Annotated in this window: 23 protein-coding genes; 9 read left to right on the top strand and 14 right to left on the bottom strand. The window is 65.2% G+C overall.

The features are described 5' to 3' along the window. Positions 1 to 2: 2 nt before the first annotated feature. The 5 genes from nusA to AABA51_RS16675 all read left to right on the top strand — a co-directional run bounded on the left by nusA (position 3) and on the right by AABA51_RS16675 (position 5,479). Complete coding sequence (nusA, locus tag AABA51_RS16695) at positions 3 to 1,637, top strand: transcription termination factor NusA (RefSeq protein WP_338273230.1); 1,635 nt, start codon at positions 3 to 5, stop codon at positions 1,635 to 1,637. 28 nt (positions 1,638 to 1,665) lie between these two features. Then, positions 1,666 to 2,298, top strand: coding sequence for an RNA-binding protein (locus AABA51_RS16690; RefSeq protein WP_338273229.1), 633 nt, complete (start codon positions 1,666 to 1,668; stop codon positions 2,296 to 2,298). Beyond that, complete coding sequence (gene infB / locus AABA51_RS16685; RefSeq protein WP_338273228.1) at positions 2,295 to 4,781, top strand: translation initiation factor IF-2; 2,487 nt, start codon at positions 2,295 to 2,297, stop codon at positions 4,779 to 4,781. Before AABA51_RS16690 ends, infB begins: the two co-directional genes overlap by 4 nt. 94 nt (positions 4,782 to 4,875) lie before the next feature. Continuing rightward, a complete protein-coding gene (locus AABA51_RS16680) occupies positions 4,876 to 5,151 on the top strand; it encodes a type II toxin-antitoxin system ParD family antitoxin (RefSeq protein ID WP_338273227.1) in 276 nt (91 codons plus the stop codon). Continuing rightward, positions 5,135 to 5,479 (top strand): type II toxin-antitoxin system RelE/ParE family toxin, encoded by a 345-nt coding sequence (locus tag AABA51_RS16675; RefSeq protein ID WP_338273226.1) that lies wholly within the window; start codon positions 5,135 to 5,137, stop codon positions 5,477 to 5,479. The genes AABA51_RS16680 and AABA51_RS16675 overlap by 17 nt, the downstream gene beginning before the upstream one ends. Here the strand turns inward: AABA51_RS16675 and tspO are convergent. Genes tspO through AABA51_RS16660 form a run of 3 tightly spaced genes read right to left on the bottom strand, consistent with a single transcriptional unit; the run spans position 5,476 to position 8,542 of the window. After that, the gene (gene tspO / locus AABA51_RS16670; protein ID WP_338273225.1) at positions 5,476 to 5,949 is read right to left on the bottom strand and encodes a tryptophan-rich sensory protein TspO; all 474 of its coding nucleotides are present in this window, start codon (positions 5,947 to 5,949) and stop codon (positions 5,476 to 5,478) included. The genes AABA51_RS16675 and tspO overlap by 4 nt on opposite strands. 17 nt (positions 5,950 to 5,966) lie before the next feature. Then, positions 5,967 to 6,992, bottom strand: coding sequence for a 15-cis-phytoene synthase (gene crtB, locus AABA51_RS16665; protein WP_338273224.1), 1,026 nt, complete (start codon positions 6,990 to 6,992; stop codon positions 5,967 to 5,969). Continuing rightward, positions 6,989 to 8,542 (bottom strand): phytoene desaturase, encoded by a 1,554-nt coding sequence (locus tag AABA51_RS16660; RefSeq protein ID WP_338273223.1) that lies wholly within the window; start codon positions 8,540 to 8,542, stop codon positions 6,989 to 6,991. Before AABA51_RS16660 ends, crtB begins: the two co-directional genes overlap by 4 nt. A gap of 133 nt (positions 8,543 to 8,675) precedes the next feature. On the opposite strand from AABA51_RS16660, the gene crtA reads away from it, so the two are divergent. The 4 genes from crtA to bchO are packed head-to-tail and all read left to right on the top strand — an operon-like array spanning position 8,676 to position 12,977. Further along, positions 8,676 to 9,404 (top strand): spheroidene monooxygenase, encoded by a 729-nt coding sequence (gene crtA / locus AABA51_RS16655; RefSeq protein WP_338273222.1) that lies wholly within the window; start codon positions 8,676 to 8,678, stop codon positions 9,402 to 9,404. Then, positions 9,401 to 10,420, top strand: a complete 1,020-nt coding sequence (gene bchI / locus AABA51_RS16650; protein WP_338273221.1) for a magnesium chelatase ATPase subunit I — start codon at positions 9,401 to 9,403, stop codon at positions 10,418 to 10,420. The genes crtA and bchI overlap by 4 nt, the downstream gene beginning before the upstream one ends. After that, complete coding sequence (locus AABA51_RS16645; RefSeq protein WP_338273220.1) at positions 10,417 to 12,126, top strand: magnesium chelatase subunit D; 1,710 nt, start codon at positions 10,417 to 10,419, stop codon at positions 12,124 to 12,126. Before bchI ends, AABA51_RS16645 begins: the two co-directional genes overlap by 4 nt. Next, entirely contained in the window at positions 12,123 to 12,977 is an 855-nt protein-coding gene (gene bchO / locus AABA51_RS16640; protein WP_338273219.1) for an alpha/beta fold hydrolase BchO, read from the top strand. The genes AABA51_RS16645 and bchO overlap by 4 nt, the downstream gene beginning before the upstream one ends. Before the next feature lie 67 nt (positions 12,978 to 13,044). On the opposite strand, the gene AABA51_RS16635 is transcribed toward bchO, so the two are convergent. From AABA51_RS16635 to bchL, 11 genes are all read right to left on the bottom strand, one after another. After that, positions 13,045 to 13,482, bottom strand: a complete 438-nt coding sequence (locus AABA51_RS16635) for a c-type cytochrome (protein WP_338273218.1) — start codon at positions 13,480 to 13,482, stop codon at positions 13,045 to 13,047. A 77-nt stretch (positions 13,483 to 13,559) separates the two neighbouring features. Further along, on the bottom strand, positions 13,560 to 14,771 hold the full coding sequence (gene hemA, locus AABA51_RS16630; RefSeq protein WP_338273217.1) for a 5-aminolevulinate synthase: 1,212 nt from the start codon (positions 14,769 to 14,771) through the stop codon (positions 13,560 to 13,562). Then, entirely contained in the window at positions 14,768 to 15,583 is an 816-nt protein-coding gene (gene puhE / locus AABA51_RS16625; RefSeq protein WP_338273216.1) for a putative photosynthetic complex assembly protein PuhE, read from the bottom strand. Before puhE ends, hemA begins: the two co-directional genes overlap by 4 nt. After that, positions 15,583 to 16,695 carry a magnesium-protoporphyrin IX monomethyl ester (oxidative) cyclase gene (acsF, locus tag AABA51_RS16620; protein ID WP_338273215.1) on the bottom strand — a complete coding sequence of 371 codons (1,113 nt, stop codon included), beginning with the start codon at positions 16,693 to 16,695 and terminating at the stop codon, positions 15,583 to 15,585. The genes puhE and acsF overlap by 1 nt, the downstream gene beginning before the upstream one ends. Next, positions 16,692 to 16,988, bottom strand: coding sequence for a hypothetical protein (locus tag AABA51_RS16615; RefSeq protein ID WP_338273214.1), 297 nt, complete (start codon positions 16,986 to 16,988; stop codon positions 16,692 to 16,694). The genes acsF and AABA51_RS16615 overlap by 4 nt, the downstream gene beginning before the upstream one ends. Positions 16,989 to 16,991: 3 nt before the next feature. Further along, positions 16,992 to 17,483: a photosynthetic complex assembly protein PuhC gene (gene puhC, locus AABA51_RS16610; RefSeq protein WP_338273213.1), complete on the bottom strand. Its 492-nt coding sequence runs from the start codon at positions 17,481 to 17,483 to the stop codon at positions 16,992 to 16,994. A gap of 5 nt (positions 17,484 to 17,488) precedes the next feature. Next, positions 17,489 to 18,133: a photosynthetic complex putative assembly protein PuhB gene (gene puhB / locus AABA51_RS16605; protein WP_338273212.1), complete on the bottom strand. Its 645-nt coding sequence runs from the start codon at positions 18,131 to 18,133 to the stop codon at positions 17,489 to 17,491. Positions 18,134 to 18,205: 72 nt separating this feature from the next. Further along, positions 18,206 to 18,991: a photosynthetic reaction center subunit H gene (gene puhA, locus AABA51_RS16600; RefSeq protein WP_338273211.1), complete on the bottom strand. Its 786-nt coding sequence runs from the start codon at positions 18,989 to 18,991 to the stop codon at positions 18,206 to 18,208. A 28-nt stretch (positions 18,992 to 19,019) separates the two neighbouring features. After that, positions 19,020 to 20,453 carry an MFS transporter gene (locus AABA51_RS16595; RefSeq protein WP_338273210.1) on the bottom strand — a complete coding sequence of 478 codons (1,434 nt, stop codon included), beginning with the start codon at positions 20,451 to 20,453 and terminating at the stop codon, positions 19,020 to 19,022. Further along, a complete protein-coding gene (gene bchM, locus AABA51_RS16590) occupies positions 20,450 to 21,142 on the bottom strand; it encodes a magnesium protoporphyrin IX methyltransferase (protein ID WP_338273209.1) in 693 nt (230 codons plus the stop codon). The genes AABA51_RS16595 and bchM overlap by 4 nt, the downstream gene beginning before the upstream one ends. Next, positions 21,142 to 22,065 (bottom strand): ferredoxin:protochlorophyllide reductase (ATP-dependent) iron-sulfur ATP-binding protein, encoded by a 924-nt coding sequence (bchL, locus tag AABA51_RS16585; protein ID WP_338276658.1) that lies wholly within the window; start codon positions 22,063 to 22,065, stop codon positions 21,142 to 21,144. The genes bchM and bchL overlap by 1 nt, the downstream gene beginning before the upstream one ends. Between the last annotated feature and the right edge of the window lie 3 nt (positions 22,066 to 22,068).

Genomic DNA, 22,068 nt, shown 5'->3' with positions numbered 1-22,068 from the left:
AGATGGCCATCACGTCAGCCAACCAGCTGGAACTGTTGCAGACCGCCGAGGCCGTGGCCCGCGAAAAGATGATCGACCCGTCGCTGGTCATCGAAGCGATGGAAGAGAGCCTCGCGCGCGCCGCCAAGTCGCGCTACGGGGCCGAGCTCGACATCCGCGTCGCCATCGACCGCAAGACCGGCCGCGCGCGTTTCACCCGCGTGCGCACCGTCGTCGCCGATGACGAGGTCGAGAACGAAAAGGCGCAGCTGACCGTCGAACAGGCCAAGCCCTGGCTGGCCGATGCCAAGATCGGCGACACGATCATCGACGAGATCCCGCCGGTGGAAATGGGCCGGATCGCCGCGCAATCGGCCAAGCAGGTCATCTTGCAGAAGGTGCGCGAGGCCGAGCGCGACCGCCAGTACGAGGAATTCAAGGACCGCGCGGGCACCATCATCAACGGTGTCGTCAAGCGCGAGGAATACGGCAATGTCATCGTCGACATCGGCCGGGGCGAAGGCGTGTTGCGCCGCAACGAAAAGATCGGCCGCGAAGCCTATCGCAACGGCGACCGCATCCGCTGCTACGTCAAGGATGTGCGCCGCGAGCCGCGTGGGCCGCAGATCTTCCTGTCGCGCACGGCACCCGAATTCATGGCCGAATTGTTCAAGATGGAAGTGCCCGAGATCTACGACGGCATCATCGAGATCAAGGCCGTGGCCCGCGATCCCGGGTCGCGTGCCAAGATCGGCGTGATTTCCTATGACAGCTCCATCGACCCCGTTGGCGCCTGCGTCGGTATGCGCGGCAGCCGCGTTCAGGCCGTTGTGAACGAGCTTCAGGGCGAAAAGATCGACATCATTCCGTGGAATGAGGATCCCGCGACCTTCCTCGTGAACGCGCTGCAACCCGCCGAAGTGACCAAGGTCGTGATCGACGAGGATGCCGAGCGGATCGAGGTCGTCGTGCCCGACGAGCAGCTGTCACTGGCGATCGGTCGTCGCGGTCAGAACGTGCGTCTTGCCAGCCAGCTGACGGGTCTGGATATCGACATCCTCACCGAGGAAGAGGAATCCAAGCGCCGTCAGGCCGAGTTCGAGGAACGCACCAAGCTGTTCGTCGACACGCTGGATCTGGACGAATTCTTTGCCCAGCTCCTGGTCTCGGAAGGCTTCACCTCGCTCGAGGAAGTGGCCTATGTGGACATGGACGAGCTTTTGGTGATCGACGGCGTCGACGAAAGCACCGCCGAGGAATTGCAGGCCCGCGCCCGCGACTACCTCGAGGAGCAGAACAAGCAGGCGCTCGCAAAGGCCAAGAGCCTCGGGATGGAAGAGGCCTTGCTTGAATTCGACGGCCTGACCCCACAGATGCTGGTGGCGCTGGGTGAGGACGGCATCAAGACGCTGGAAGATTTCGCGACCTGCGCCGATTGGGAACTGGCCGGCGGCTGGACCACGGTGGACGGCGCGCGCGTCAAGGATACCGGTCTGCTCGAACCCTTCGACGTGAGCCTCGAGGAAGCGCAGAACATGGTCATGACCGCCCGCGTCAAGCTGGGCTGGGTGTCGATCGAAGAACTGGAGGCCCAGGCCGCGGCCGAAGCTGCGGAAGAGGGCGACGAAGAAGATCTCGACGAGGAGGCGGAGGGCTGAGGCCCTCCCCCTGGAGGACGCACGGGACATGGGCCGTGGCGGAGCACAGACAGACAGGGCCGATGGCCCGGAGCGCCGCTGCATCGCCACCGGCGAGGTTCAGCCCAAACACGGGTTGATCCGCTTTGTCGTGGGTCCTGACGGAATGGTCGTGCCCGATCTCGGCGAGAAATTGCCGGGACGCGGCATCTGGGTTGCCTCCGAACGCGCGGCGCTGGAACTGGCGGTGAAGAAGAACCTCTTTTCCCGCGCCGCGAAACAGCCTGTCACGCTGCCCGATGGCCTTGTCGATATCCTCGAGGCTGGGCTGGCACGGCGGCTGACGGACCTGATCGCGCTCAGCCGCAAGGCGGGTGAAGCCGTGGCCGGGTTCGAAAAGGTGAAAGACTGGTTGGCGACCCGGAAAGTCGCCGTCCTGCTTCAGGCCACCGATGGGTCCGAGCGGGGTAAATCGAAGCTGTGGACGCCCACCGGCGCCCGCTATTTCAGCGTCCTGACCGCCCGGGAATTGGGTTTGGCATTCGGACGCCAAAGTGTGATACATGGCGCGCTTGCCGCTGGCGGTCTTGCCCCTCGTGTTGTAGAGGGTGCCGCGAAACTGCAGGGCCTGCGCAAGGCAGACGGCGGAGTGACCGCCGGGAAAGACGAACGGAACGCATGAGCGACACGGACGGAAAGAAACCCCTTGGCCTCTCTGGTGGTGCGCGGTCTGGCCGCGTGAGCCAGAGCTTCTCGCGCGGGCGCACCAAAAGCGTCGTGGTCGAGACCAAGCGCAAGCGCGTTGTCGTGCCGAAACCCGGCGCGCAATCCGCGGCTGCGCAGAATGCCGAGGGTGGCAAGCGCGAAAAGTCGCTGCCCGATGCCGAGCTTGAACGCCGCCTGAAAGCGCTTCAGAACGCCCGCGCCCGCGAGGTCGAGGACGAACAGCGCCGCCAGCAGGAAGAACGCGAACGCGAAGAAGAACGCGCCCGCCGCCGCGCCGAGGCCGAAGCCAAGGAACGCGAGGATCGCGAGCGCGAAGAGATGCTGCGCGCCAAGGAAGAGGAAGACGCCCGCCGTCTTGCCGAGGAAGAGGCCCGCCGCAACGCGCCCAAGGAAGCGCCGAGCGACCCGGCAGCCGTGGAAGCGGCAGCCGCCGCCACACCCCGTGGCGGAGCAAGTAAACCCGCGCCGCAACCCGTCCGCCGCAAGGCCGAGGACGAGGATCGTGGCGGCAAGCGGGGCGGTGGCGAACGCGATGGCCGCCGCGCAGGCAAGCTGACGCTGAACGAGGCGCTCACCGGGGGCGAAGGCGGCCGTCAGCGCAGCCTCGCCGCGATGAAGCGCAAGCAGGAGCGCGCGCGCCAGAAGGCGATGGGCGGTCAGCAGGACCGCGAAAAGATCGTGCGCGACGTGCAATTGCCCGAAACCATCGTGGTCAGCGAATTGGCCAACCGGATGGCGGAACGCGTGGCCGATGTGGTCAAGGCGCTGATGCAGAACGGCATGATGGTCACGCAAAACCAGGTGATCGACGCCGATACCGCCGAACTGATCATCGAGGAATTCGGCCACCGCGTGCAGCGCGTCTCGGATTCGGACGTGGAGCATGTCATCGACTCGGTCGAGGACAAGGCCGAGGATCTGAAGCCGCGTCCGCCCGTCATCACGATCATGGGCCACGTCGACCACGGCAAGACCTCGCTCCTGGACAAGATCCGGCAGGCGAATGTCGTGTCGGGCGAGGCCGGCGGCATCACGCAGCATATCGGTGCCTACCAGGTGAAGACCGAAAGCGGCGCGGTTCTGACTTTCCTCGATACGCCCGGCCACGCGGCCTTCACCTCCATGCGAGCCCGTGGCGCGCAGGTGACGGATATCGTGGTTCTGGTGGTTGCCGCAGACGATTCGGTGATGCCGCAGACGATCGAGGCGATCAACCACGCCAAGGCCGCCAAGGTGCCGATGATCGTGGCGATCAACAAGATCGACAAATACGAGGCAGACCCCGACAAGGTCCGCGCCGAACTGCTCCAGCACGAAGTCATCGTCGAAAAGATGTCGGGCGAAGTGCAGGACGTCGAGGTGTCCGCCCATACCGGGCAGGGCCTGCCGGAGCTGCTTGAGGCCATCGCGCTTCAGGCCGAGATCCTCGAGCTCAAGGCCAACCCCGACCGCCCCGCCGAAGGCGCGGTGATCGAGGCGCAGCTTGACGTGGGCCGTGGCCCCGTGGCGACCGTGCTGGTCCAGAAAGGTACGCTGAAACAAGGCGATATCTTTGTCGTGGGCGAGCAGTGGGGCAAGGTCCGCGCGATGGAGAACGACAAGGGCGACCGGGTGAAGATCGCCGGTCCGTCGGTTCCCGTCGAGGTTCTGGGTCTGAACGGAACGCCCGAAGCGGGCGACGTGCTGAACGTGGTCGAAACCGAGGCGCAGGCCCGCGAGATCGCGGAATACCGGGCGCAGGCCGCCAAGGACAAGCGCGCGGCGGCAGGTGCCGCCACGACGCTCGACCAGCTTCTGGCCAAGGCCAAGGCGGACAAGAACGTGGCCGAACTGCCCATCGTGGTGAAGGCCGACGTGCAGGGCTCTGCCGAGGCCATCGTCCAGGCGATGGAAAAGATCGGCAACGACGAGGTGCGCGTGCGCGTGCTGCATTACGGTGTGGGCGCGATCACGGAATCCGACATCACGCTGGCCGAAGCCTCGGGCGCGCCGGTGATCGGCTTCAACGTCCGGGCCAATGCGCCCGCACGGACGAGCGCGAACCAGAAGGGCGTGGAGATCCGGTATTATTCGGTGATTTACGACCTGGTCGACGATGTGAAGGCCGCTGCTTCGGGTCTGCTGGGTGCCGAGATCCGCGAGAACTTCATCGGCTACGCGCAGATCCGCGAAGTCTTCAAGGTCTCGGGTGTGGGCAATGTCGCGGGCTGTCTGGTGACCGAGGGCGTGGCCCGCCGGTCGGCCGGTGTGCGCCTTCTGCGCGACGATGTCGTGGTCCACGAGGGCACGCTCAAGACGCTCAAGCGCTTCAAGGACGAGGTCAAGGAAGTGCAATCCGGGCAGGAATGCGGGATGGCCTTCGAGAATTACGACGACATCCGCAAGGGCGATGTCATCGAGATCTTCGAACGCGAAGAGGTCGAACGCTCGCTGGCGTGACCCTTTGGTCGTTTTCGGGAATCGGGTGCCTTCGGGCGCCCTTTTTCTTTGCGCCCCTCTCAGTTATACTACTCAGTAGCACCAAGGAGCCGCCATGACCGTAAAGACCTCCGTTTCGCTGAGTGATCAACAGGCCGCCTTTGCCCGCCAGCTGGTGGAAGAAGGCCGATATGCCAGCATCAGCGCCGTGATCCAGCATGGGCTGGACCGTCTGCAGATGGAACGCGAGGCCGAGATGGCCGACGTAGCGGCGCTGAGGGCGGTTTTGCAGGAACGGGCGAAGGGGCCATTCGTTGCCATGGAAACACCCGGAGAACTGACGCGGAAGGTCATGGAGCGCTGGCGGGCAAGGCGTGAACTACAGGATTGAGCGTCAGGAGGCCGTCGAGTCGGACCTCGTTTCCATATCGGATTTCCTGCTCCGAAGTTTTGAGGCTTTCGGTCATTCTGCCGAAGAGGCAGAAGCCATAGTCTTAGAGAGGCTCGAAGGATTCCTGCACGCTCTTCAAGGACTCGCCAAGGCACCATATCGTGGATCGTTGCGACCAGAAATGGGCTTGGGGATCCGCAACGTGACGATGGATCGGTTCATCGTCTATTTTGACGTGAACGAAGACATGCGGGTCGTGAGGATCCTCGCCATCTTCTACGGAGGGCAGGACCACACGCGCAGGATGCTGGCGCGGATGCTGCGTTAAGCGGCAGGTTCGCTCATCCCGCCCCGGTTCCGCATCCAGACGCTGCCGTTCAACGCGCCCGCGATGGTGACCCAGGCGAGGTAGGGCACGAACAACGCGCCCGCGATCCAGTCGAGTTGCCAGAAGGTGACCATGGTTCCCGCAACCGCGATCCAGAGACCCAGCATGACGACAAATCCCGCGCGGATGCGGTGCAGGCCGAAAAAGACCGGCGTCCAGAGCGTGTTGAAGGCGATCTGCATCGCCCAGAAAGCCATGGCATAGGCGCTGCCCTCAAGAGGGGCGACACGGGCCGCGGCAAAGGCCGAGGAGATGTAGAGGATCGTCCAGACCACGGGGAACACCCAATCGGGTGGGGTCCAGGATGGTTTGGACAGCGCGCGATACCACGCGCCCGGCATGAACATCGAGCCGGTCGTGGCCGCAGCCCCGCAGGCCGCCAGGAATATCGCGAACAAAAGCCAATCCATGATTGGCAGATAGGGCCTCAGGCGGTCCGCGCCAAGGCACCCTGCGCGCGATCGCGTGCTTCGAGTTGGGAAAGGACGGAAATGACGCTTTCGCCCCAGCCCGATTTCAAGGTGTCGGGATGGGCGGCGGCCTCGACCAGAAAGGCGGTCTCAGTCAGGGGTTTGGCGAAAAGCACGGGATTGGTCGGAAAGACCGTAACCAGACCGGCCCGCACCACGGACAAACCCAGAAGCCCGAGTTTCTGCGCGCGGGTCGTATAGGCGCGAGCGCTGACGCTGTCATGACCAGCCCGGGCAAGGTTCCGCCCGATGGCGTCGTAGCAATGGCGCGCGGCAAAGATGCCGGGGCGGGCCGACAGGGGCAGCGCGCCGATCCCGGCCTCGGACCGGAGGTAGAGGCGGTTCGCCTCGGCCAGAAGGCGGCGCACGAGGCGGCGCATTTCGGGGCCGGGGCGCGGATCGGCAAGGAAGGCGTCAAGGTCGAGCCCCGCCTCCTTCATCCAGTCGGTGGGGAGGTAGAAGCGGCCTGCGCGCGCATCCTCACCCACGTCGCGGGCGATGTTGGTCAGCTGCATCGCTACGCCCAGATCACAGGCACGCGCCAGCGCGCGGGGGTCGCGGACGCGCATCAGGACGCACATCATCGCCCCCACCGCAGAGGCGACGCGGGCCGAATAGCTGCGCACATCGGACAGGGTGGCATAGCGGCGTTCCATGCCATCCCATGCCAGCCCTTCGAGCAGCGCCTCGGGCAATTCGCGGGGCATGTCGAAATCTTCGACCAAGGCGGCAAAGGCGCGGTCGGCGGGCGCGTTGCGGGGGCGGCCCGCGTAGACCAGATCGAGCCTGTCGCGGAGCGCGAGGACAGCGGCAGGTTTGTTGGTGCCGAAATCGACCTCGTCATCCGCGACGCGGCAAAAGGCGTAAAGCGCCAAGGCCGGATCACGGACGCGGGCCGGCAAAAGCCTTGAGGCCGCGTGGAAGGAATAGGACCCTTCACGGATCGCGTTGCGGCACCAATCCAGATCGCCTGCCTGCATCATTCGGCGGCCACCTTGGTCGGGGCCACGACGTAGGGACGCGGCGCATCGGGAACGAGCTGGGTCAACACCTCGGACGAGGTGACGACCGAAGGGATGCCGGCACCGGGATGGGTGCCCGCGCCGACGAGGAACAGGTTGCCGAATTCCTCGGAAATATTGTGCGGGCGGAACCATGCGGATTGGAAGATGCGCGGCTCGAGGCTGAAGCCCGCACCATGGGGGCTGAGGTAGCGGGTCTGGAAATCGGTGGGCGTGAGGATATGGCTGGCCGAGAGATGATCCTCGAAGCCGGGGATCAGGTGATCGTTCAACACGCCCGCAAGGTTGCGGCGATAGGTTTCGCGCATCTCGTCCCAATCGACGCTGTCCGCGCCATGCAGGTTGGGAACCGGGCTGAGGGCATAGAATGTATCATCGCCCTTGGGTGCGACCGACGGATCGGTGACCGAAGGGCGGTGCAGGTAGATCGACATGTCATGGGCAAGGTGGCGCTTCATGAAGATGTCATTGAGCAGACCCTTGTAGCGCGGGCCGTTCAGGATCGTGTGGTGGCCCACATCGGCCCATTTGCCCGCCGTGCCCTTTGTCCCGAAATACCAGACGAAAAGACCCATCGACCAACGGGAGCGGCTGAGCCGCGCCTTGGTCCAGCGGCGCTTGGTCTGGTTGCGCAGGAGATGGTCATAGGTCGTGCCCGGATCGGCGTTCGACACGACGATATCGGCGGCAAGCCGTTCGCCATCCGCAGTGATCACGCCATCCGCGCGGCCCGCGGTCACGGTGATCTCGTCCACCTCGACCCCGCGGCGGACGGTGCCGCCCTGATCCTCGATCACGCGCACCATGGCATCGGCCATCGCCTGCACCCCGCCCATCGCGTAATGCACCCCGAATTCCTTTTCGAGGTGGCTGACGAGGATATACATAGAGGTCACATGTGTCGGATCCCCGCCGATGAAGAGCGGGTGGAACGACAACGCCATGCGGAGGCGCGGGTCGCGGACGCGGGCGGCGGCATGGCCATAGACGGACCGATCGGCGCGCAGTTTCACGAAACCGGGCAATTCGCGGATCAGGTCCATCAGCTTGTTCATCGGGCGGCGGCCCAGCCCCTCGAACCCGAATTGGTAGCGTGTCTCGCTGTCCTTGAAGAATTTCTTGTAGCCGGGCACATCGCGCGGCGAAAGGCGGTGCACCTCGTCGATCATCGCCTGCTCGTCCTGCCGGACGGTAAAGACGGAGCCGTCGCGCCAGCGGATCTCGTAATAGGGATCGACGGGGCGCAGATCGACATCCTTGCGGAAATCGCGGCCGCAGTCGCGCCAGAGCTGTTCGAAGACCTGCGGGACGGTGACGATGGTGGGGCCGAGATCGAAGCGATGGCCGTTCTGCGTGACGGACGAGCCGCGCCCGCCCACCCGGTCGAGTCGGTCCAGAAGCGTGACCTGGTAGCCCTTGGCCCCCAGCCGCATGGCGGCGGACAGGCCACCCAGCCCCGCCCCGATGACGATCGCGCTGGAGGGGCCGGAGGATTTCGGTCGGTCGGTCATCCGGGGCCTCAACTGTCTAGTCAGATTTACATTATGGCACAGAAGGCGGGATTGCCAAGACAATCCTGTGTCGCATTGCCTTTTCTTCTGGCCAAGAATATGTCAGACTAAGTTGACACATGGAGGACCGGCCATGCAATCCGTCACCTTGAGCCTGTATCGCTTCGGGCCCGTGCGCGCGCGCCTGTGGGCCTTGGCGCAGATGGCGACCGCACGATTCGCCCTGAAAGCGGTGCGCGACATCGGCACGGTGAAGCTTTGCGGTTCGGGCGTGGGCGAGGGGTTTACCCCCATTCCCGACACCTCGGTCTATGCGATCTTGGCCACATGGCCCGACCATGACACGGCGCGCCGCGCGATGTTCGGTACACAGGTGTTCCGTCGCTACGCGGAGATGGCCGACGAAAGGATGACGGTTTTCCTGACGCCAGCCTCGGCCCGTGGCCGGTGGGACGGCAAGGCCCCGTTCACCCCGCAGGACATCACGCTGGACGGGCCGGTTGCCGCGCTGACGCGGGCGACGGTCAAGCTGCGGAGCGCCGGACGGTTCTGGAAACAGGAACCCGCGATCTCGCGCGCCATCGGGCAGGACCCGAACGTGCTGTTCAAGATCGGCATCGGGGAATTGCCGCTGGTGCGGCAGGCGACATTCTCGGTCTGGCCGGATGTGGCGAGCATGGCCGCATTCGCCCGCGCCGATGGCCCCCATGCCAGCGCCATCCGCGAGGTGCGCGAGGGCAAATTGTTCAAGGAAGATCTCTACGCCCGGTTCCGGGTCGATGCGGTCGAAGGGTCATGGGGCGGCGTGACGCCGGACCTGACCCACCCCAATCCCCAAGAGATGAAGGTCGCCGCCGAATGAAGGATCTTGCACGCATGGGCCCGTTCCCCTTTTCCGCCATCGTGGGGCAGGAGGACATGAAACAGGCCATGATCCTGACCGCCATCGACCCCGGCATCGGGGGTGTTCTGGTGTTCGGGGACCGTGGCACGGGCAAATCCACCGCTGTCCGGGGTCTTGCCGCGCTGTTGCCACCGATTTCCGCCATCGCGGGCTGCCCGGTGAATTCGGAACACGAGGGGCAGATCCCCGATTGGGCCAAGGTCACAGACCGCGACGTGGTGGAAAAGCCCACGCCGGTGATCGACCTGCCGCTGGGGGCGACCGAGGATCGGGTGGTGGGCGCGCTCGATATCGAAAAGGCGCTGACGCTGGGGGAAAAGGCGTTCGAGCCCGGCCTTTTGGCGCGGGCCAATCGCGGATACCTTTATATCGACGAGGTGAACCTGTTGGAGGATCATCTGGTCGATCTGCTGCTCGACGTGGCGCAATCCGGTCAGAACGTGGTGGAGCGTGAGGGCCTGTCGATCCGGCATCCGGCGCGTTTCGTGCTTGTCGGGTCCGGCAACCCCGAGGAAGGGGAATTGCGGCCGCAATTGCTGGACCGGTTCGGCCTGTCGGTCGAGGTGACAAGCCCCAGGGATATCGACACGCGGATCGAGGTGATCCGGCGGCGCGATGCCTATGACCGCGACCCGGTGGGATTCGTCACGGAATGGCATGGGGCCGACATGGATCTGCGCGCCCGGATCGTGGCAGCGCGGTCTGCGCTGGGCCATGTGGAGGCGGGCGAGAATCGCTTGCGCGATTGCGCGGAATTGTGCGTGGCACTGGGGTCGGACGGGCTGCGCGGGGAATTGACGCTGCTCAGGGCGGCACGGGCGCTGGCGGCCTTTGGCGGTGATGGGCAGGTTACGCGGGACCATCTGCGGGCGGTTGCGCCTTCGGCCTTGCGCCACCGGCTGCGGCGCGATCCGCTGGACGAGGCGGGATCGACCACACGCGTGAGCCGCGTGGTGGAGGAGGTTCTGGGGTGAGCGGGGGCGAAGAGCGCTGGCAAAGGGTCAACCTTGCGCTGGCCTGCTTCGCGCTGGACCCCGCGGCCCTTGGCGGCATCTGGCTGCGCGCCCGGGTCGGGCCGGTCAGGGACCGGGTTCAAGATGCACTCCATACCGCCTTGCAGGGTCTGAATCTGCGGCGGATTCATCCCGGTATCGGGGATGATGCGCTGTTCGGCGGCGTCGATCTGTCGGCGACATTGGCCGAGGGCCGCGTGGTCCGGACCAGGGGTCTGTTGGGTGATCCCGCCGTTCTGGTGATGCCGATGGCCGAACGGGTGAAACCGGGGCTGGCGGCACGGCTGGCCGCAGCGCTTGACGCACGCAAGGGCCTGTCGCTGATCGCGCTCGACGAGGGGGCGGAGCCGGAGGAACGGCTGTCTTCGGCCCTTGCGGATCGGTTGGCGATTCATCTCGATCTGGCACAACAGGGTCTGACGGCCTCGCCCGAACTGGCGCTGGACATGGAGGCGCTGGCCGAGGCGCGGGCGCTTTTGCCCCGCGTGACGGTGCCGGACAGTGCCATCGCGGAACTGGCCGAGGTGGCGGCACGGCTGGGCATAGGGTCGCTGCGCGCACCCTTGCAGGCGCTGGCCGTGGCCCGCGCAAGTGCCGCGTTGTCAGGCGAGGATTGCATCGAAAGCGCCGATCTGTTGCTGGCGGTGGAGCTGGTTCTGGCCCCCCGCGCGACACAGATCCCCGAGACGGAGCAAAGCGCGCCCGAAGACAGCCCCGAGGATGCGCCTGAACCCCCGCCCGAGGCAGAGGACAAGCCCGAGACGGAGCAGGACGAGGACAGGATCGACCTGCCCCCCGCCGAGATGCTGCTGGAAGCGGCCAAGGCGATGCTGCCCCCCGATCTATTGGCGCGGCTGGCTGCCGGGCGCGCGGCACGGTCCAGCCCATCGGCGAGCGGGTCGGGGGCTGCGAAAAAGGGCAACCATCGCGGGCGCCCCCTGCCGTCGCGCGCGGGGCGTCCCGGTGGCGATGCGCGGGTCGACCTGGTGGCGACCTTGCGCGCGGCGGCGCCGTGGCAACCGATGCGCCGCAAGCTGGCGGATCAGCCTGACCGCTTGCATATCCGCATGTCCGATATCCGCCTGCGCCAGTTCGAGGAGACATCGGACCGCGCGATCATTTTCGTCGTCGATGCCTCGGGATCGGCCGCATTGGCGCGGTTGGGCGAGGCCAAGGGCGCGGTGGAGCTTTTGTTGGGCGAAGCCTATGCCCGGCGCGATCACGTGGCGCTCGTGGCTTTTCGCGGCGAGGGGGCGGAGGTTTTGCTGCCGCCGACGCGGTCGCTGGTGCAGACCAAGCGGCGGCTGTCGCAATTGCCGGGGGGTGGCGGCACGCCGCTGGCCGCCGGGCTGAAGGCGGCGCTGGAGCTGGCGCTTTTGGCGCAGGGCAAGGGGATGACGCCATCCGTCGCGCTCTTGACCGATGGGCGGGCGAATGTCGACCTGTCGGGCAGTGCCGACCGGGCGCAGGCGGGCGAGGATGCGACGGCCATGGCCCGCGCGATCCGGGCGCGTGGCTGGCCCGCGATCGTCATCGACACCGGGCTGCGGCCCACACGGGGCCTTGATGCCCTGGCGCGCGAGATGGGCGCACCCTACCTGCCGCTGCCGCGTGCGGATGCGCGCAGCCTGTCGGCGGCGGTGGATGCGTCGCTGACCCCGGCATGAAGGACGAGCTGCCGCCGCCCGATTGGCCGGGGCGTTCGGCCAGCCGGATCGTCGCCGCCAAGCCGCATCGCTGGCATGTGCAGGTGACGGGCGAGGGGCCCGATGTGCTGCTGTTGCACGGCGCGGGGGCATCCTCGCATTCCTGGGCGGCGCTGATGCCCCATCTGGCCGATCGGCATCGGGTGATCGCGCTGGACCTGCCCGGCCATGGCTGGACCCGCAGCCCGCGTGGGCGTGCGCGGTTGGGCGATGTGGCCAGCGATATCGCAGCGCTTTGCGTTCAGGAGGGATGGTCGCCCGATCTGGTCATCGGACATTCCGCCGGGGGTGCGATCAGTCTCGAACTGGCACGGCAGGGTCTGTTGCAACCCCGCCAGCTGGTCGTCGTGAATGGCGCGCTCGAGAATTTCCGGGGCGCGGCGGGCGTGCTGTTTCCGGTCATGGCCAAGGTTCTGGCGCTGAACCCGTTCACCGGGCTGTTGATCAGCCAGGGAGGGCGGTCGGTGCAGCAGGTGCGATCGATCCTGTCGAGCGCGGGCAGCACGCTCGATGATGCGGGATTGGCGCGTTACGCGCATCTGATCCAGCGCCGCGCGCATGTCGACGGGACGCTGGCCATGATGGCGCAATGGTCGTTGGACGATCTGAACCGCGCCCTGCCCGATATCGCGGTACCGAGCCTGTTTCTGCATGGCGAAAAGGATGGCGCGGTGGATCTGTCCGTCGCACGGCGCGCCGCATCGGTCATGCCGGCGGCGGAACTGATCACATTGCCCGGTGTCGGGCATCTGGCGCAGGAGGAAGTGCCGGACCGCGTCGCTGCCGAAATCCGGCGGTTCACGGACAGGTAATCTGAAAAAAGGAAAGGGCACCGCGAGGGTGCCCTTGTCCGATGTCATGCCGTCAGTTTGGGTTCGCTCACTCTGCCGCGAGCGACACGAGATAGGCGTAGAGGTTGCGGGCGTCTTCCTCGGAGCGGACGCGGAAGGCCATCGCACCCCGCGCGCCGTTGTCGCCGGTGGCTTCGCGGATGTAGCCGGTGGGATCCTGCACATAGGCGACGAAGCTTTCCTCGTCGATGATCACGCCGGCTGCGTTCAGAGCCTGCATGCCCGGCGACCAGCGGAAATCATCGCCGGTGGCCCAGGCTTCGCCTGCGATGCCATAAAGGTTCGGGCCGGTGCGGGCGTTGCGGCCAGCCAGCGTTTCGCCTGCGTCGTTCTGGACGACGTGGCAGGCCACGCACTGGCGGAAAGCGGCTTCGCCGGCTGCAGCGTCGCCGGTTGCGTCCTGCGCGAATGCCATCGGCGCGGAGAGGAGCGTTGCCGCCGCAGCGAGCACGAATTTGCGACTCATGGGGTATCTCCCTTCAGATTGGTCCCGGCGCACATAACTATGTCATTTCCGCCGGGGTCCAGTGCTTTTTGACGGATTTATGCCACGGCATGCGCGATTGCGCATTGTTTCCAAAGGGTCTTGAGCGCCATCACGAGGTATTCGATGTCCTCGTCGGTATGGAGCGGGCCGGGCGTGAAGCGCAGGCGTTCGGTTCCCTTGGGGACGGTGGGATAATTGATCGGCTGCACGTAGATGCCGAACTGGTCCATCAGGATGTCCGCAAGCATCCGGCATTTCACCGGGTCCTTCACCATCACGGGAATGATGTGGGAGGGGTTGCGCTCATGCGGGATGCCCTCGGCGTCGAGCCGGGCGCGCAGGCGGGCAACCTGCCGCTTTTGCAGGTCACGCTCATAGGAGCTTTCCTTGAGATGCCGGATCGAGGCGGTGGCGGCCGCGGCCACGGCGGGCGGCAGGGCGGTGGTGAAGATGAAACCGCTGGCGAAGCTGCGGATGAAATCGACAAGGGCATGGCTGCCGGTGATGTAGCCGCCGACGACGCCATAGGCCTTGCCCAGCGTCCCCTCGATCAGGGTGATGCGGTCCATCAGCCCTTCACGTTCGGCAACACCGCCGCCGCGCGGGCCATACATGCCCACGGCATGAACCTCGTCGATATAGGTCATGGCGCCGTGTTTCTCGGCCACTTCGACGATTTCGCGGATCGGCGCGATGTCGCCATCCATGGAATAGACGGATTCGAAGGCCACGATCTTGGTCGCGTTGGCGGGCAGCGCCGCAAGCTTGCGGTCCAGATCCTCGGGGTCGTTGTGTTTCCAGATGACCTTTTGGCAGCGCGCGTGGCGGATGCCCTCGATCATGGAGGCGTGGTTGAGTTCGTCGGACAAGATCACCGCATTGGGCAGGCGCGACCCAAGCGTCGACAGCGCGGCCCAGTTGGAGACATAGCCGGAGGTGAACAGAAGCGCCGCTTCCTTGCCATGAAGATCGGCCAGTTCCGCTTCGAGCTGGCGGTGGTGCCAGGCGTTGCCCGAGATGTTGCGGGTGCCGCCCGCACCGGTGCCGCATTCCTCGACCGTCTCGATCATCGCCTCGATCACCTTGGGGTGATGGCCCATGCCGAGGTAATCATTCGAGCACCAGACGGTGACTTCGTCCTGGCCGTGGGAATGGTTTTTCACGCGGGGGAAATTCCCGCACTGGCGTTGCAGTTCGGCGAAGATGCGGTAGTTCCCCTCCTGCTTGAGTTGATCGAGCTGGGCTTGGAACAGCTTGTCGAAGTTCATCGTACATCCTCGCTTGTCTTCATGGCTTGGGTATTGGGCGCGGGCGGCTCGGGGAGCATCCAGCGCCAAAGTTTCTGATCGGGAAGCGGGAGCACCATGAACCAGTGTTCCAGCAGGGCGAGCGCGGCCAGCGCGCCGAGAAGGGCGAAACCGATGACATCGGCCTGAGCCTCGGCGAACCAGACGCGTTCAAGGAAACAGGCGACCGCAAAGCTGAGGCCCGTGATGGAAAGCGGAAAGAGCCAGTTCATCCGCGCGATTCGGAAATGGCTGGGCAGGTGGTTCAGGTGTTCGGGGATGAATTCCACGTTGATCTTGCGGACCCCGAGGTAAAGGTTGAGCTTGGCCGAGATGCGGGCGGCAAAGAGCAGGGCAAAGGTCCAAATGCCAAAGCTGTTTTCCGCGCCGTAGCTGGCCACGATCATCGCCAGAAGCGTGAAGGCCAGGAGCATCTCGTGATAGGCGATGGTGCCCCAGGCGCGGATGAAACGTTCCCATTCGGGCACGCCCGCGCGCAGGGGTTGGCGCACCGGGCCGGTGATCACACCGGTCAGGAACGCCAGTTCGATCCAGCCCCAGAGCGCCAGCGCCGACAGGAAGGCGACATAGACACCCATGATCGACCCGTTGCCGAGCGTGTCGAGAAAGCCGAAGCCCCCAAGGATCAGGAAGGGCAGGTTCCAAAGCACGGCCCAAAGCCGCGCCTTGGCGCCTTCGTGATCGACACGGCGCACGGTCATCAGGATCGCCCCGGTGGAGAACCACCAGAGAAACAGGGCCACAAGGGCGGCGATCCAGGGCGAGGTGAGCATCAATAGGCGGGCTCCAGCCGGGTGGAGACAGGAACCTGATGCTTGACCGCCGGGATGGTGAAGAGCCCGACAAAGGCGATCGCCGCCCGCGTCGAGGCCGACACCCGCTTGAAGACATTCCCGGTCTTTTTCGCGTCAGCCAGATCGACATTGGCGCGCTGCAGCGCCTCGAGCCCCTTTTGCCAGCGCGGATGGTCGATATCGAGCGTGATCGGAAAGACCTGTTTCGAGATCGTCGAGGTCTTGGTGAAGACCTCGTGCGCATACCAATCGGGGTCGACGCCCAGCGCCTTGTGGAAGGCGGGCCGCTGGTGGTCGCGGACATACATCGTGGCATAGACGGCGGTCAGGAAGAACTTGATCCACAGCACGTTGACGCCGGAGGTCAGTTTCGGATCGGTCTTCATCAGAAGCGCGAAGGCTTCGCCGTGGCTGAACTCGTCGTTGCACCATTCCTTGAACCACTTGAAGATCGGGTGGAACCGATGCTCGGGGTTCGCCTCGAGGTGGCGGTAGATGGTGATGTAGCGGGCGTAGCCGATCTTTTCCGACAGGTAGGTGGCGTAGTAGATGAACTTGGGCCGGAAATAGGTGTATTTCTTCTTTTGAGTCAGAAAGCCGAGGTTCACGGCGATCCCCGCCTCGCGCAGGGCATCGTTGATGAAGCCCGCATGCCGCGCCTCGTCGCGCGCCATGAGCTGGAACAGCGTCACGATATCCTCGTTGTTGCCGCGCCGCTTCATCTCCTTGTAGAGAACGCAGCCCGAAAACTCGGCGGTGCAGGAGGAGACGAGGAAATCGATGAATTCGGCCTTGAGCTTGGGCTCCATGCCGTCCCAATCGATATGATCCCAGTCTTCGTTCTTTTTGAAATGGCCCTTGTTGGGGTCGCTTTTCATCTGGTCGATCAGCTTGTCCCAGTCTTCGCGCACGCCCGAGACATCGATGGCGTCCATCTCGTCGAAATCGGTCGTGTAGAAGCGCGGGGTCAAGAGCGTGTTCTGCATGGCAAGGGCGGTCGCACCCTCGCTGTCGACCACGCCCTGATGGTTGTCGGCGGCCAGCGCCTCTTCGACGGTGGCGGCGTCGGCGGAATGGGTCAGGTCTTTCATAGCGTGACCTCCTCGCTGAAGGAAAATTCACAGAGTTCCATGAACTCGAAATCGCCGGTCATGCGCGTCCAGAGCTGTTCGAGCTTGCTGGCGCGGGCGATGCGGGCGATGCGCTGTTCGCGCACGACCTCGCCATAGGGCGCCATGACGGGCGGGCCCTGAACCTGAACCTCGTCACCGGGGTTGATCACCGCCCCGTTCAGGAATTTCACATGCGCATGCAGGCTGTCGAAGCAGTGGCTGACCTCCACTTCGCAGGGCGCGGTTTCAAAGTCTTTCGTGAGCCATCCCATGGGTCATTCCTCCAGCAGGCGGGCAAAGACCGCCTCGTTGCTTGCCCCGAACCCGAACAATTCTGCCCGGAAGTCGGTCAGGTCATCCCGAAGCCCGATGCGTCCGTCTGAAAAACGCACCAACCGGATGGGCTCGGACGGGGACAGGCCGACGGCCCCCCGTTCGCGTTCCAGCACGCGGTAGATCCCGGCGACAAAGCCGCCTTCGGTGGGGCCCAGATCGGCGATCAGGGACCCGTCGACATCCAGAACGCGGGCGGACCCGTCCATCTGGCCGAAAATGCGGATGATCCGTTCCTGCACCACGGGCACCTCGGCCTCGCTGGGCGGCATCGCCTCGAGCGGGCGGTCGGTGAGACGGGCATAGGCCACGATGATCAGGACCGAGATGCACAGCGCGAACATGGCCCGCACGAGGATCGTGGGGACCATTTCCTTGTCACGTTCGACAAGCTTCTGTTCGGCCTTGGTGTAGCTGCGGGTGAATGTGGGCATGGCGCTTACTCCGCAGCGACCGGCCGGGCGGCCGGAACGCGTTCGATGACAGGCTCGGAAACGGCGGTTTCGGCCGCTTCGGACAGGATGGCTGCGACCTTGCGCGCGTCGGGGATGCAGCGCAGCGCGGGTTGCGTGTGCTTCATCTTCCACGGGCGGACATGCGGCCATGTCATGATGTAGGAGAGCCGCGCGCCGTCATCTTCCATCAGCTCCAGCGCGATGGAGCCATGCCCATCCTTGCGCAGCCCGAGCGACGCATTGGCAATCTTTCGGAAAGGAAGGTTAAGGGTCATCGTCAGCGCCGCCCCGATGCGCATGGCGACGCGACGGTTGGTGATGGTGTAGACCGTCGCCTTGGCCTGCATCACGGCGACGACCAGCAAAAGCGCGCAGACGATCAGCCCGAGAACCAGAAAGAACGATGCAGCGGTCGCGGCATCGGCCCAGGTTTCGGTGGCGGCACCGGCAACGGTGCGCCAGGCGAAGAGGAAGGTGAAATAGCCCGCAACCCACCAGAAGCTGAGGCTTTCGGTCAGAAGCGGCCACCAGGCAGGTTGACCCTGCCAGAGGATGTGTTCGCCTTCGGGCAGCGCCTCGGGGAGACCCCGGACGGGTTCGACGGCGAAATCGTCGTGATCATGCGGCATCGGTCGTTTCTCCTTCCTCGGTCGGTCGGTAGGACCGGCGCACGGGGTCTGGCCGCGCGCCGGGTCTTGGGGTCACAGGAGCGGATCGATCCGGTCTTGCGACGCGTAGAGGATGCCTGCTCCGTAGTAGGCGGAGATCTTCTCTTCCTCGAGCAGGGTGATCTGGGTGGACGACTTGGTGAGGGGAACAGCGGCGAAATGCTTTCCGTAGATCGCGTTGATCTTCACCTTGCCGCCCCAGATCCGGCAGAAATGGATAGGCACAAGGCGCGTGCCGCCACCATGATCCGCATCGAGTTCGATCTCGAGGTAGCGGACCAGCTGTTCGGGCGCGTCGACCCACATGTCGCTGATCGTGCCGACCACGGCACCGTCGCCCGCGACAACAGGCATGCCGCGCGGATCGCTGCCGGCCGAGACGCGGAAGCTGTCGGTCTGGCCCATCGGCACGATCTTGGCATGGCCGTGGCCGTCAAGCTCGGGCACGTCGCGGCGCGGGGTCCAGGCCCCCGATCCGACACCGGCCAGCATCGCATCGCCCACGGGCTCGTAGGGATAGCCGTTGCTGGCGTTATGCGCGGCCTTGGTCAGCGGCAGGTCGGCGCGGCGATGCGCGGCCTCGTTCTCGGGCGAGGGCACGGTGACCTCGCCCCTACCATGCATCAGTTTGAAGGTCTTGGGATCGGGAACCGGGAAGGGGCCCTGGTTGGGCGCGGCGGTCCCGTCCTCGTTCTCGAGCGGGTAGCCTTCGCGCATGTTCTCGGTCTGCAGGTAGTAGATCAGCAGGGCGAAGAAGATCCAGAACAGCCAGATCGAGAGGCTGGCGAGATCGAAGTTGCCGAAGAATGCGTTTTCCATTGGATGTATCCTCTTGGTCTCGGCGGTTTCAGGTGGGCAGGTCGGCGAGCCCGATCTTGCCGGCCCCCCCTTCCCTCATGTCGGTCGTTGCGGTGCGCACCAGCGGCCCGAGAGCCACCAGCGTGATGAAAAGGAACAGGATCTCGACGTGGTAGACGACCGAGTAGCCGGTCGCCGGATTGTCGAGGGCAGCGCCCAGATGCCCCTGGGTCGCGGCGGTATTCACAAGGTCGCGGATGCCGCCGCCGATGGCGGTGGACAGGCCCGCCGCCGTGGCCTGCGCGGCGCCCCATGCGCCCAGCGCGAGGCCTCGGCCCGCCTTGCCCGCAGGCATGGTCATGGCCGCCGTCAGCGTGGCGACAGAGAAGAGCCCGCCACCGAACCCGATCAGCGCGGCCCCGGCAAAGAACAGCGGCGCAGAGCCCCAGGGATTGGCGAAGATCACGGCGGAAAAGGCGGCAAGACCGGCAAGGATGCCGCGCGCGCCCATGCGGTAGGGGTTGATCCCGGAGGAGAGCCATTTCGCGGCCAGCGCGAAACCGACCAGCGCACCGGTGGCCCATGTCGCGGTCAGAAGCGTGGTGGAAGACACCGACAGGCCCAGGATCTCGCCGCCATAGGGTTCGAGCAGCACGTCTTGCATGTTGAAGGCGATGGTCCCGAGGAACACGACCGCCAGAAGCCGCCCGGCGGTTCCGCCCGCGGCGTAATCGGCCCAGGCATCGGCGAAGCTGGGGTCATCGGCTGCCGCGCGCTGGGCGCGGGTCATGGGCTGCACGCGTTCCTGTTTCCAGAGCGCGATGACGTTGAGGACGACGGTAACGACGGCGGTGGCCTGCACGACCTGGATCAATTCGATGGGCGTGAATTCCTGCAGGAACCAGCCGATCACGATCGAGGATACGGCCATGCCCACCAGCAGCATCACGTAAAGGAGCGCCACGACGCGGGGGCGCGTTTCATCGGTCGCGCGGTCGGCGGCAAGGGCCAGACCCGCCGTCTGGGTCATGTGCATCCCCAGACCCGTCATCAGGAAGGCGATGCCGGCGAGCGCCTCACCGGCGAAGGGGATGTCGTAGCGCACCTGCGTGACATCGCCGCCCAACACCAGAAGGGCGGCGGGCATGATGGCGAGGCCGCCGAATTGCCAGAGCGTGCCGAACCAAAGATAGGGAATGCGTTTCCAGCCGATGGCCGATTTGTAGGTGTCGGACTTGAACCCCAGAAGCGCGCGGAAGGGCGCGATCAGCACGGGCAGCGCGACCATGGAGGCGACGAGGAAGGCGGGCACCTGAAGCTCGACGATCATCACGCGGTTGAGCGTGCCGAGCAGCAGGACGGCGGCCATGCCGACGGAGACCTGGAACAGCGACAGGCGCAGGAGCTGCGACAACGGGAAGTCGTCGGACGCGGCATCGGCGAACGGCATGTAGCGGATCGAGATGCGCTTGAGCAGGCTCATGTCCGATACTCCAGACATGTCGAGATGTAGAAGCCGCGGCTGACGCGCTCGATCTCGGAAATCGATCCTGTTGCGCCGTTACGGGTCGCTTCATGCGACAGGCGGCGGGGGTTGTGCGGGATCATCGTGGGCGAGCGGTCCGAGCGGGGGAAGAGCTTGCCCAGGCCCCAGAAGGCCATGAGGAAGGCCGTGCGCGGGGCCACGGTGAAGACGATGCTGTCCGACACGCGCGGGCACAGATGCGCCAGCGCGCGGCCCAGATCGGGGGCCTCGTAATAGATCATCGAATCCATCGCCATCACGTGGTCGAAGGACCCCAGTTCGGTCGACAACATGTCGCCGGAGGTAAAGGTGACCTGCGGGGCCAACCCCTCGGGCAGGCGCTTGGCCGCGATCTCGACCAGCGCGGGAGAGATGTCGATGGCCACGACCTCGGCCCCGCGGCGGGCCAATTCCTCGGTCATGGCACCGGTGCCGCATCCGGCATCGAGCACACGCTTGCCGGTCAGATCGGAAGGCAGGCAGGACAGCATGATCGCCCTCATCCTGTCCCGCCCTTCACGCACGGTCTGGCGGATGCCGGACACGGGCGCATCAGAGGTCAACCGCTCCCACGTTTTCGTGGCGGTGCGGTCGAAGTATTCTTCGACCCGGTCGCGCGTGGCGCCGTATGTCGGCGTTGCGACCATCAATCGAACCCCAGCAATTCAAAGATGTGGCGGTCTTCCAGCGGCGAGGGCGAAAGCGGCTCTGTCCCGGCCCACAGGGTCTGTGCCAAGCGGATGTATTCGGCGCGGCACTGCACGATGTCCTCGTCGTCGGGCATTTCGAACAGGGTCTTTTTCTTGAGCCGCGAGCGGCGGATCGCATCCACATCGGGCATGTGCGCGATGCGGTTGAAGCCGACCTCGGCGCAGTAGCGATCCACCTCGTCGGTGGCTTTCGAGCGGTTGGCGATACAGCCTGCGAGCCGCACGTTGTAGTTTTTCGACTTGGCCTGCACGGCGGCGATGATGCGGTTCATCGCGTAGATGCTGTCGAAATCATTGGCCGTGACGATCACCGCGCGGTCGGCATGCTGCAGAGGGGCGGCAAAGCCGCCGCAGACCACGTCGCCCAGAACGTCGAAGATCACGACATCGGTGTCTTCCAGCAGGTGGTGCTGTTTCAGAAGCTTGACCGTCTGGCCCACGACATAACCGCCGCAGCCGGTGCCGGCGGGCGGGCCACCGGCCTCGATGCACATGACGCCGTTGTACCCCGTGGTCACGAAATCCTCGGGGCGGAGTTCCTCGGCATGGAAATCGACCTCTTTCAGGATGTCGATGACCGTCGGCTGAAGGTGGCCGGTCAGGGTGAAGGTGCTGTCATGCTTGGGATCGCAGCCAATCTGGAGCACCTTTTTCCCGAGCTTCGAGAAAGCAGCGGACAGGTTCGACGAGGTGGTGGATTTCCCGATCCCGCCCTTGCCGTAGACGGCAAAGACCTGCGCGCCTTCGATCTTCATCTCGGGATCGAGATGGACCTGAAGCGAGCCTTCGCCATCCTCGCCCTTTTTCAGGACGGGGGGTGCGCCAAGATCGCGTTTGGCCAGACCTGCGGCCTCGCGCATGTT

Origin of the sequence: Roseicyclus marinus, from assembly GCF_036322625.1 — a bacterium.
GTDB lineage: Bacteria > Pseudomonadota > Alphaproteobacteria > Rhodobacterales > Rhodobacteraceae > Roseicyclus > Roseicyclus marinus_A.
Note: the sequence above shows the minus strand (reverse complement) of the source record. Positions and strands in the feature narration are given on the sequence as shown.